Origin of the sequence: uncultured Thiodictyon sp. (assembly GCF_903828115.1) — a bacterium.
Classification (GTDB): domain Bacteria; phylum Pseudomonadota; class Gammaproteobacteria; order Chromatiales; family Chromatiaceae; genus Thiodictyon.
Genome location: NZ_CAIKKU010000685.1, coordinates 1 through 11,156, shown reverse-complemented (window position 1 = coordinate 11,156; position 11,156 = coordinate 1). Strand labels below are relative to the sequence as shown.

Sequence of the window (11,156 nt, the reverse complement as noted above, 5' to 3'; positions counted from 1 at the left end):
CTCCGGCTTCAGGATCAGTTCCACCGCGGCCTCGACCGCGATGCGCGTCTTCCCGCCCCCGGTCGGCAAGCTGACCACCGCGCGCCGCCGTCCGCTGCCCATTGCGATCAGGCCCGTCAGCGCCTCGAAAACCTCCACCTGGTATTCCGGATGGAGCGGTGGTAACGGCAACGGTCCGCTAACCCACAACTCCGCATCCAGCCGCCGCGACTGCGACTGGGCGAATGCCTCGGGGAACCCAAGCGCCGCGACGAAAGCGCGGGCCTCGTCAGTTCCCCAGCGCGACGGTGGCCGCAGATCGGCGTCCTTCATCGCTTCGGAGACATGGGAATCTTGCAGTACTGCAGGTCCCAACAGGTCCAGCGTCAACGCCGCGACCTGCGTCGGCGGGCCGTAGGCGGGTAGCGCGCGACACGCCGCATCCCCCAAGGCGGCATGCAGCGCTGTCACATTGCCGCCAACGGCCCGCAGCAGGCGCTCGGTCAGGTCCGCGCCGGCCGCGACCGCGTGGCGCCGGTCCTCCAACGTGACATCGGCGATGTATGCCAGCGCATCTGCAGGCGTACGGTCGAGCCAGCCTGCTGCGGCGGCCTCCGTCAGAATCAGCCCCAGACGCTCTCGGTGCGGCAGGGCTTCGAGTTGCGCCTGGTCCAGGTACAACACGCCTTCCCAATGCAGGCAGGGGACCGGCTCGCGCGCCTCGCCGATGCGCAGGTGCAACCCATGGACCACCTGCGTGTAGCTCTGCCCCTTGCCCTCCCGCGACAGCACCGCCGCCACCTCGGGCAGAGCATCCGCCAGGCTATTGAAGCTTGCGACCGCTGCGTCCCAGCCTCGGCTGAACTGCGCATCCAGGTCTAAGGCGCCCTTCTGTCGCCAAAGTGCGCGGGTCTCCTCGTCGAGTTCCACCACGGTCCAGCCAAGGGCGCGGGCGCGCCGCGCCAGGTCAGCGGAACCGGTGACGTACACCTCGCTCACCTCCAGGTTTCCCGCCGGGCCAGGCAGCCGCTTCGGCACCCATCCATCGGCTGCGGCGTTGTGCCAAAGGTCGGCCAGGGTGTCGCCGACGATGGCCTCGCGGGTTGCGAGGTGATCGGTGAGGGCTTGCCAAAAGGTGTCGAGTGCCTTGGTTCCCGCCGGCTGCGGACGCGGTGAGCCCGCAAGCGCCTGGATGATCGGTAACCGGGGCGCCAAATGAGTGAGTCGCCTCAGTGTGGACACGTCGCAGCGTGCCAGGATGGTCGTAAACGGTATGGTCACGTTGCCGATGGCGACAGAACCGTAGATGCGCAGCAGCCAGCGGAGGGGGTGCTCGACATTAACCGGGTTGTAGTCATCCGGCTTCTTGTGGTGAGACAGCGTGAGAACGCGGTCCTCTTCGGTCGCACCGGTCAACAACAAATCCGTCAGCCGCGTCCTCGCTCGTCCCTGGAGATGCGGCAGCAGGTAACTGCCCGCCGGCAAGCCTATCGAGTCGGGGAGAAAACTCTGGGGCTCCACTCGCGAATGATGGCACCGAAACGCACGGGACGCAATAGCCGTCCAGTCATCGAAATTCTTCTCCATTGGCCAGAAATGCGGGGCGTCGCTTACCTGGCGATAGACACGCTGCTTGCCCTCCGGCTTGCTCACGACGCCGAGCAGCCGCAATAGAGCTTCGTCCTCGCAATGCATATCCGCATCGACCAGCATCTTGCGATTTTCCGGGTCCGTCGCCGGTACGATCTCGCCAGGCAGCAGCAACGCATAGGGATACTGCCAAGTGCCGTCCTGGCGGCGAACGCGCACCTGCCCTTTGTACTTCGCGGCAAACGCGGCTTGGTCTTGTGGCCTCGCGTTGCGTAATGTCTGCCAGAACCCGTTCCAGTCCCGAGAGTCACTGCCATAGGTCCGTTCTTGCTCGATGAGATCCTTGATGGTCTGTTCGAGTATCGGCAACCAGTTGTCGTTCAGCAGACTCCGCACGCCCAAGGTCTTGCGCAGGATCCGCCTGATCACCTCATCGCGAACCAGCGCGTCCGCGACGAAGTGCCGGTCCTGCGCGGACTGCTCGGCGCTGGCAATCCAGATGTCGTCAGGACACCGAAGTGCGCCGTTGCGATCGGGGACGACCTTCAGGGTTTGGCGGACACTGGGCCATTCGCCTCTCTTCAGATTGTTCGCATAGTCCGAGGTCAGCAGGATGACCGCCTTCGCCTGCTCCTCCCCGCCAGCCGCGATCTTCGCAAACCATCCCGCCGCTGTAGCCCGTGCAAGGGCAGGTTTGCCCACGATAGGTGACTTCGCTAAGCGCTCAGCGAGCCCCCGGAGTCGGGCCGCGCGGACGCCTTGCAGACAATCCGGATGGACCCAATCGGCTCGACATGTCTCGTCGGCGATCTCGCACCAGCGCGCCACTAAGGTTTTGTCGTCACTCGGGTGGCGACGCAGCTCCGCGGCAAGCCGCAAGGTACCGGTTGCGTCGGGCACGATCTCGGCGGTGCCCACCTGCTCCCACAACTCGTCAACCAGCGTCGCCGCCAGTGCGTTGTGATCTTGGCGAGGCAGATAATCCAGCGCTCGGGCTGGATCGTCCGCGTTTGCCAGAGTGGGCAGCGCCTCCGCGATCATCGCAGCAGCCTTCCGCATCAAGGCCCGGTTCCATTCGCCGTCGATAATCGACTGTCGGTCGGTATTGACCTTCCAAGGCGCGTTCAAGATGCCGGGGATACTGGTCAACGATTGAGTCGGGAAGGCGACCCAAAAGCTACCTGGTTCCTCGCGCTTTGCGTCCAGGGGGATGGCCCAGGTCAGCGGGATCTCGTCCCGTCGATGGATATGGGTGGCGTTTTCCACCGCCGCTGGATCGGTAACCTGGATCACGCGCTTGATCAAACGCCACCGCGATGACGCCTCCCCGTCGTGAAGGATAACGGCATTGCTATCGGGCGTCTGATTGATCCGGCGGGGCTCAAGGTCAGGTGCTTCCAGCGTAAGGTCGACGGCGGTAGTGATGAACAACAAGAATCGCGCCGGAAACGCCTCGATCTCTTTTGTCAGATGCTCCCCCATCGTCGGGTTCTTGACCTCGGCCCGAACCACGGTCGTCGCCCAGTCGAAGGCGTGCAACTGCTGGTCTTGCTGCGCCTCCGCCTGCCGGTCCAGCGTCCAGGCCAGCCTCAGTGACGGGGCGGGGGAGTCCGCTAGCCGCTTGCAAGCGTTACGGACTTCTTGCTGACATCGGGGTGGATCGAAGCGCAGCGACGCGCCTCGGCTCAGGATGTCGATGATGCCGCCAAGCCGCAGCAGCGACTTGAAGCCGATGCCGAACCGGCCTATCTGATTGCCGCGCTTTGGTGACAAGTTTGACATAAGTAGGGACTCGATGCCCTCCCGACTCAGTGGCGCCCCGGTATTGGCGACATAGAGCCGTTGGCCGTCGAATAGCACATGAATCCTGGCCCGTCCATGGCAACCCTTTGCCTCGGCCTCCTCAAGAACCGCATCGGCGCCGTTTTGCACCAGTTCGAGTATCTGCCGGTAGCCGTATCCGCCGGCCAACACGTTTTCTTCGATGCCGACGTGTTCGCGCGCCATGAGCGGGGTACGGCGGTAGTTCTCAAGCCAGTCCCGGCGCCAATCCTTGATGAAGTCTTCCAGCATGTCATTGTGCATCCGGCAGGTTAATCACTCTTCGGCGCTTGCTTCCGCGCTATCGAGCTTGCGTTTCAGATAGCTGACCACGGCCGCGGCGACCGTGACCACCAGCTCCGCCTCCTCGTAGGACGGATCGCAACCCTCAAGAAGATGCCTGCCGTTATTTGAGGCATACCCCCAGAGCTTGTGTAGACCCTCGTCCAGCGGGCGGGGGAAAAGTGTTGGATGCCTCTTGATAAGCTCGCCAAGCCTGCCCTTGTCATCCGTGACCCTGCGGGAGAGGCATTCCGCCGCAGCCATGGCATGCTGAATGGCGCCGGTGATGTCAGGCTCGGGACGGCGGGACAGGTCCTTGAGAGCTTCGCGAATCTCATCGGCGGTCGTTGCCAGTCCCGCATCCTCTAACGCCTTGATCGTTGGGCGGGCAACGGCCTCGAAGACCTCCTCGCCGCGGACCTCGATTCTGCCGTCGATCAGTTGCCAGCCAATGCCGTGCTTACTAAACAGGCGGTTGATCCGCGACGTGAAGCACGCGACGTGATCCTCTCTGTCGTTGAAATAATACTCGTCCCTGTCTTTCAGCTCCGCGGCAATCCGCTCGATGATTTCGTAGACATCGAACCAGTCGCACCGATCGAGGATGTCGCGGACCTCGCCCTCAATGTCTGATGGAGACCAGTTATTCGGGTCTTCTGCCCGCAGGGTCACGGCACAGACTAAAGACCGCAGCGTGCTGGGACTGAGGTCGCATTGGTAAGCGAGCGATGGGATCAGCCTGCGCAGATCGCGGGGCGCATCCTGCCGAACCGTGATCGGCGCGGGTTGCGGGCTAAAGCCGTGGCGTTCGGAGAATGTCGGATCAGTCATCTTGGTGTGGAGAATCCGCAGCGGTTGGGGCTTGTCCTGTCTCGGTTCGGCCGCTGCGGATGCCGCGAGCGGGCGGACCCAATCTTCCAGCGGCAGTCCATCGACGCGATTGTAATGCCGCAGGTTGTCCGTCACCAATGTTGCACCAAAGGCGATGGCCGCGATCATCAGGTCGGCATCGGCGACGGTGATCGCGGCATGGCGCAGCCGTGCCTTCTGGCTACCGGCCTTCGCGATTCAGCCAGTTCTCGACCACCAGCCCCGGCACGCGGCGGAACTCGTCCTCGTTGGCGGTGACCAGGATCAGGCCGTGTGCAAGGGCGTGGGCCGCGATGAGCAGGTCGTTGGCACCGATCGGCGTGCCCGCGCGTTCGAGCGCCGCTCGGATCTCGCCGTAGCGCCGATCCGCGGGCTCGTCGAAGGGCAGGATGTCCAGGGCCGCCAGCACGGTCTCCAGTTGGGCGGTCAACCGCTGCGAGCCCTTCTTCGCCGCGCCGAAACGCAGCTCAGCGGCGACGACGCTGCTGGTGCAGCCCCGTTCCTCACCGCGCGCGGCGATGCAGTCGCGGATGCGCCCCGCGGGCCGGCGCACGAGATCGGAGACGATGTTGGTGTCGAGCAGATACGCGGGCTTCGGCATGGCAGAAAACCGCTAGAGATCGACCGGCTCCGGCGCCGGGTCCTGGATGTCGGGGAAGGTGTCGTCGATGGGGTCGAGGGTTGCCAGCACCGCGAGCAGTCTCGGCGGGGGCACCGGCTCGATGATGAGGCGGTCGCCTTCCTTGCGGATCAGGGCTTCCTTGCCGGGCAGTTCAAAGTCCCGCGGGATGCGAATCGCTTGATTGCTGCCATTGATGAAGAGGGTAGCGCGGCGGGGGGCATGCATGGGGAGTGATCGAGTGGGCATAGGTTGCGGCATAGGTTAGCACAGGGCGCACGACGCGAGGCGATACGGGGACCTCGGATCGACACCGCCCGAGCCCCGACGTGAAAAGCAGTCCAGCGGCCTCGTCGATATGCTGTCCGTCGTGTCTGCTGCACGGCGACCGGAATCGTCTTCGCGAAAGATTGCTCTGACCGCTTTGACTCGCCAGCCAGACCGGCGCCGCATCGGCGAAATCGATATCTTGATCGGCGTATTACCGGATATAGGCCGCCGGGTCCGGGTAGCTGCTCACCGGGGAATGTAGAGCGCGACCAGGAAGCCGGCATCAACGAGTAACGGGGTCACGAAATCGCTCCCGCAGGATCTGACGGCTATTTTTTGCGATATCGCCGGAATGGGTCTGATCCGCGCCAAATCCTTCAACGCCGAGGGCATAGGGTGTGAGCGAAGGGGGGGCGCTCAAAAGCTGCTGAAGTGCCTGCTGGATCGCTTGATCTTCGGTGATACCGTGTGCCTGGCAAAAAACCGCCAGCCGCTCTTCAAGAATCTCCGGCAAGTGGATGGAAAGGCTCATATTGCATTCTCACTGGCGTTCTTTGGTTGATGGGGTAGCCGACGATGGGTCCCGCCGTCCGGCCGTGTGCTGGCGACCTGCTTGAAACCGCGATAGCGAAACGCTCGGGGCGGGACGCCCCGGCTCCTTTCGCCCCTCACTGCCCCGCCCGCACCCACTGATCCAGCACCCGATGCAACTCCGCCAGGCGCACCGGCTTGGGGAGATAGTCGTCCATCCCGGCCGCGAGGCACAGGTCGCGGTCGCCGGACATGGCGTTGGCGGTCATGGCGATCACCGGCAGCCGCCGCCCCCCGGCCTGGTGCTCGCGCTCGCGCAGGGCGCGGGTGGCCGCGAAGCCGTCCATCACCGGCATCTGCACGTCCATCAACACCAGGTCGTAGGTCCCGGCGGCGATCAGGGCCAGGGCCTCGGCGCCGTTGTCCGCGACCTCCACGGTCAGCCCCAGTTTACGCAACATGCCGCAGGCGACCTTTTGGTTGACCAGGTTGTCCTCCGCCAGCAGGACCCGGCCGGTTAGGTGGGGCGGCGTCGGTTCGGGCGGCGGCGGGGCCGGCTCCGGGGTGCGCCCGTGGACCAGTTGGAACAGGGCGTCGCGCAGCAGGGCGAGGCGCACCGGCTTGTTCAGGGCGAGGTCGATCCCCGGCAGGTCCGCCGCGGCGGGCTGACCGGTGGAACTCAGGAGCACCAGCCGGATGGCGGCGATGAGCGGGTCCGCCCGGATGGCGCGGGCCAGCGCCAGGCCGTCCATGTCCGGCATCTGCATGTCCAGGATGGCGACCGCGAAGGGCTGCCCGGCGGCGGCGGCCCGGCGCAGGCGCTCCAGGGCCTCCGCCGGCCGGGTGACGCAGGTGTAGTGCACGCCCCAGCCGCGCAGGTAGTGGCCCAGGATCTCCAGGTTGGTCAGGTGGTCGTCCACCGCCAACATACGGCACCCGTCGAGCCCGTTCGGCGGCAGCGCCGCGCCCGCGTCCGACTGGGGCAGGAAGGGGATGCTGATCAGGAAGCGCGACCCCTCGCCCAGCGTGCTCTGGACCTCGAGCGTGCCCCCCATCAGCTCGATCAGGTTCTTGCTGATGGTCAGACCGAGCCCGGAACCGCCGAAGCGGCGGGTGGTGGAGCCGTCGGCCTGCACGAAGGGGCTGAAGAGCCGCACGCGCTGCTCCGCCGACATGCCGATGCCGGTGTCGTTGACGGCGAAGCACAGGGTCCGGTGTTCCGCGGTCGCCGGCCCTTCGCTCACATGCAGCAGCACCTCCCCGTGCTGGGTGAATTTGACCGCGTTGCCCAGGATGTTGGTGAGCACCTGGCGCAGGCGCGTCGGGTCCCCCAGGACCCGGGTCTTGCCCTGGGGCTCCACGAAGCAGGCCAATTCGAGCTCCCGGGTCTGGGCGCTGGCACTGAAGAGCGCCGCCACGTCCTCCGCCAGGAGGCGCGCGTCGAAGGGGATGGCCTCCAGGTCCAGCTTGCCGGCCTCGATCTTGGAGAAGTCCAGGATGTCGTTGATGACGGTGAGCAGCCCCTCGGCGGAGTTGCGGGCGATCTCCACATAGCCGCGCTGGACGGTGTCCAGGTGCGATTGGCCGAGCATCTCCAGCATCCCCAGGACGCCGTTCATCGGGGTGCGGATCTCGTGGCTCATGTTGGCGACGAACTGGCTCTTGGCCAGGCTGCCGGACTCCGCTACCTCTTTCGCATGGATCAGGGCCTGCTGGGCGCTGCGCCGCTCCTCGACCTCGAGCGCCAGTTGGTCATTCAGCTCGGCGATCTGGTGCTTCTCCCGGGTCAGGTCGGCCACGAGATCCAGGTTGGCATGGCCCAGTTCCAGGGAGCGGCGCAGGGTCTCGTGGTAGCGGCGGGCATTGCTCCACATGAAAAGGCCGAAGAGGGTCAACATGAACAGGAAGGTATAGGCGAGCTGGTTATCCAGGACCGCCAGGTGCACGCCGAACGGGAGCAGGGCCGCGAGCAGATAGGCGCGGTAGGCCAGGAGATGGTGACTCAAGGTTGGGATGGCCCCGGCCACCATGCCGGAGAGCACAAACCCCAGGAAGACCTGATAGGACAGGTCCTGATCGGGCAGCACCAGGGTGGCGAGCCCCCAGGCGATCCCGGTGGCGGCGGCGCCCAGGGTAAAGCGCCGGGTCCAGGAGGCGTCCGATGCAGCGGCGCGGTCGCGGCGAAAGCGCCGCACGAGCAGGGTGCGGGCGGCCAGGATCAGCAGCAGCGAGCCGAACCAGGTCCAGACCGCGAGCGGGTCGGCGACAAAGCCCATGGCCGCGGTCACCAGGGCGGCGTTGACCGCCGTAATGGCGAGCCCCGGCGGGGTCTGCTCGAACAGCAGGCGGGTCAGGTCCGCCTGGACCTGCCGCTCCTGGTCCGCGCCCAGGGTCGGGGGTCTGATCGGCGCAGTAGGGTCGATGGGCTTACGCATGGCTGAGGTCCGGGGGCTCCCGCACGGGGCGGCGGTGGACGATGGTCGCACGACCCGGGGCGCGCGCCCGTTCCCAATCGGCGCGGACTTAGGTCCAGGCCCATTATGTCCCAAGGGTGCGCGTGGTGTCTGCCGACCCGGCCGCGGGTCGCCACGACCGGCTCGCCGGGCCGCTCCGGACCAAGGGGGAGCACTGAGGGAACTCGGGACTTGAAGGGCATAGGTCATCCGCCATCCCGGCCGCCGACAGGCACAGGCAGATGCGGCACGATCAAGCCCCGTCCCTGGCTTGCAAGGATCTGGCGGGCGACTGTGGACGTTGCCAGGTTCCCGCGGGGCGTGCGCGCAGACGCGTCGCGATCAAGCGCCCCACACTTTGGATTGCACGAATTTCGCCCGCGCCTTCAGGGCAGAGGTTGCCGTGAAAGTCCGGCGGGGACCTTGTGGGAGCGGCTTCAGCCGCGACGAGGCCTCGCGGGCTACCCGAGCGTCGCGGGTCACCGCCTCTGCGTCTCTGCGCCTCTGCGTGAGACCTCTCAAAAAATCTGACGCAGAGACGCAGAGAGGAATCGCGTCAGTCGGGTTACCGTGAACGCCGCTCCCACCGAGGGCTTTCATGTTTCGGGGGTGACGGACAACCCCTCATGGCCGTTAGCGTGGCCCCTTTTCCCTTCCACTTTTTCCAGGCGTAATTCTTGGCGCTGCGAGCGAAGGTGTACGCAAAAGGCAAGACCTGACTCGGTTTCCCGCGATCCTCAAGCAGCAAGTCTTGCTAGCGCATCATGAAGGCGAAGGGCTATCGAATCGCGTAGGGCTATCGGCTCAAACCACGACGATGGATAAAGATAATCCTCGCCCGATTCGTCGATAATCCGAACCATGCCGTTGCCGACATCTTCTTCTACAAGCTCATAAAGACGACCTAATGTAATATCCTCGTTGGAAAACTCCCCGAGGTCTTTCTTTTCGAGGCAGACGACAAATTTCATAGCCATTTCTTAACCTTAAGCTTTACCTTACCTACGCCATGAGCCTCGTACCAGTGAACTTCGGCTTTGGCGACCTGTCCCGAATCCAGTTCTACCATCGCAATACCTTTTTTTCTTCCACTTTCCGTCACCGTAACTTTGCCTGAGAACACCAAGCTCCCGGATACCATGGCCTTCGGCGATGGTTTGGATGTTAGCTAAGGTCAGATTGGGACATCGGGCTGCCGCACTTATTGAGGAGGTACAACATTGAGTCTCCTGTGTTGATGAGATTGCCGTCTCGGCAACGAAAATCTGCGTTTGCGGTGGCCAACGGCAACATGGTTGCGACGACAACCACCATGCAACTGAACTTTACCTTCTCGCGTAGCATTTTGTTTGTCCTTTTTTCATCTATTCAGCGGCGTGCTGCGCCAACATAAGCGACTAAATGTTTTCTTTGCCTGAAGGCGGTGGTGGGCGTCCTAGCCAGATTCGGTCGAGTTCCAGATTCCCCAGCCTCCGAGCGCCCGATCTCCCCGTCCTACCGCTGATGTCGGCGCCCTCTCCCCACCCAGTTCACTAAGAGCCTAGCCCACGCCCGTCAACCCGTCAACCTGCACGGATAAAATCTCTCTCGACCCCATCAACGATCCGACTCCGGAGGTTTCGGCAGAGGACCGAGCCTGTATCATCGCCGCTTGTGTCTACTCTAACCCTCAAGAATCCACATGACCCCCGACGAGATTTTCCAGGCACTCGCCACCGCCGGCCCCGGTCGGTTCCCCCGCGCGGCACTGATCGAGGCCGTTGAGCAGCGCCAGGCGATCACACCCTTGCTGCTCGGCGAGCTGCGCCGACAACTCGACGCCGGGTTCGCGCCGGCCCTCGCGACCAAGGATTATTGGCGTCACCACTTCGCGATCTACCTGCTGGCCTATTTCCGCGAGCCGGCGGCCTATCCGCTGTTCGTGCAGATGGGTACCTTGCCGGGTGAGACCTTGTTCGACGTTATCGGAGACACGGTGACCGAGGACTACGGGCGCCAACTGGCCGCGGTATGCCACGGCGACACGCGCGGCATCGAGCGCCTGATCGAAGACCCCGCGCTCAACGAGTATGTCCGAACCGCGGCCATCCGTGCGCTGGAGCTCCTCTTTGCTATCGGGGAACTGGATCGTGATGGGCTGCGGGAGCGCCTGGGCCGATTTGCGAGGCCCTGGCTGGACGCGGCGGAGGCTGGGGAGCAGCCTGCCGACGCGACCGCTTGGGTCTGGGCCACCCTGGTCTGGCTTGCGGCCGACATCGACGCGCAGGAACTGGTCCCAATGATCCGCCGGGCCTTCGAGCTCCAACTGGTGGACCCCTGGCTTGGCGGGGGTGCGGAGCGCTTCGAGGCTGCCATGGCGGAGCACAGGGACCGCCCGGAGCCCTACAAACCATCACCCGGAGTCAGGCTGCCCGGACACCCGGTGGACGAGTTGGACCGTTGGTGTTGCTTTCAGACCCCTGAGCAGCGCAAGCCTATCGATCTCAAGCGGCGCCCGGTCGTTCGCCAGGTGCCAACGCCGACGCGGGCGGCCGCGAAGGTGGGCCGCAACGACCCTTGTCCTTGCGGCAGTGGCAAGAAGTACAAGAAATGCTGCGGGGGCTGAGAGGGTATAGACAAAATCTACCTGGCCGATATTCTTGCGCGAGTTTACAAGAACGAGGCGCGCAACGATGTCGAAAGGTGGTCGGCCAAAGAAGATCAACGAGGGACAGTATGAGGTGTTGCGCCAGATCGTCGCG

At 64.5% G+C, this 11,156-nt stretch carries 9 protein-coding genes; 1 reads left to right on the top strand and 8 read right to left on the bottom strand.

The window, feature by feature from the left end; all coding sequences use genetic code 11:
* The 8 genes from QZY48_RS25960 to QZY48_RS35035 all read right to left on the bottom strand — a co-directional run.
* Positions 1-3,642, bottom strand: a 3,642-nt coding sequence (locus QZY48_RS25960; RefSeq protein ID WP_295436419.1) for a hypothetical protein, incomplete at its 3' end; no start/stop codon positions are given.
* Positions 3,643-3,666: 24 nt separating this feature from the next.
* Positions 3,667-4,671: an AbiJ-NTD4 domain-containing protein gene (locus QZY48_RS25955; protein ID WP_295436418.1), complete on the bottom strand. Its 1,005-nt coding sequence runs from the start codon at positions 4,669-4,671 to the stop codon at positions 3,667-3,669.
* A gap of 52 nt (positions 4,672-4,723) precedes the next feature.
* Positions 4,724-5,143: a type II toxin-antitoxin system VapC family toxin gene (locus QZY48_RS25950; RefSeq protein WP_295436417.1), complete on the bottom strand. Its 420-nt coding sequence runs from the start codon at positions 5,141-5,143 to the stop codon at positions 4,724-4,726.
* A 12-nt stretch (positions 5,144-5,155) separates the two neighbouring features.
* Positions 5,156-5,389: an antitoxin gene (locus QZY48_RS25945; RefSeq protein ID WP_295436415.1), complete on the bottom strand. Its 234-nt coding sequence runs from the start codon at positions 5,387-5,389 to the stop codon at positions 5,156-5,158.
* A gap of 325 nt (positions 5,390-5,714) precedes the next feature.
* Positions 5,715-5,963, bottom strand: a complete 249-nt coding sequence (locus tag QZY48_RS25940; protein ID WP_295436414.1) for a hypothetical protein — start codon at positions 5,961-5,963, stop codon at positions 5,715-5,717.
* Positions 5,964-6,099: 136 nt separating this feature from the next.
* Positions 6,100-8,397 (bottom strand): response regulator, encoded by a 2,298-nt coding sequence (locus QZY48_RS25935; RefSeq protein WP_295436413.1) that lies wholly within the window; start codon positions 8,395-8,397, stop codon positions 6,100-6,102.
* A 755-nt stretch (positions 8,398-9,152) separates the two neighbouring features.
* A complete protein-coding gene (locus QZY48_RS25930) occupies positions 9,153-9,386 on the bottom strand; it encodes a hypothetical protein (RefSeq protein ID WP_295436412.1) in 234 nt (77 codons plus the stop codon).
* Between the two features lie 193 nt (positions 9,387-9,579).
* Positions 9,580-9,708 (bottom strand): DUF2845 domain-containing protein, encoded by a 129-nt coding sequence (locus tag QZY48_RS35035; RefSeq protein WP_366929782.1) that lies wholly within the window; start codon positions 9,706-9,708, stop codon positions 9,580-9,582.
* A 388-nt stretch (positions 9,709-10,096) separates the two neighbouring features.
* Between QZY48_RS35035 and QZY48_RS25925 the strand changes: the two genes are divergently transcribed.
* Positions 10,097-11,020 carry a DUF1186 domain-containing protein gene (locus QZY48_RS25925; protein WP_295436411.1) on the top strand — a complete coding sequence of 308 codons (924 nt, stop codon included), beginning with the start codon at positions 10,097-10,099 and terminating at the stop codon, positions 11,018-11,020.
* Positions 11,021-11,156: the final 136 nt, after the last annotated feature.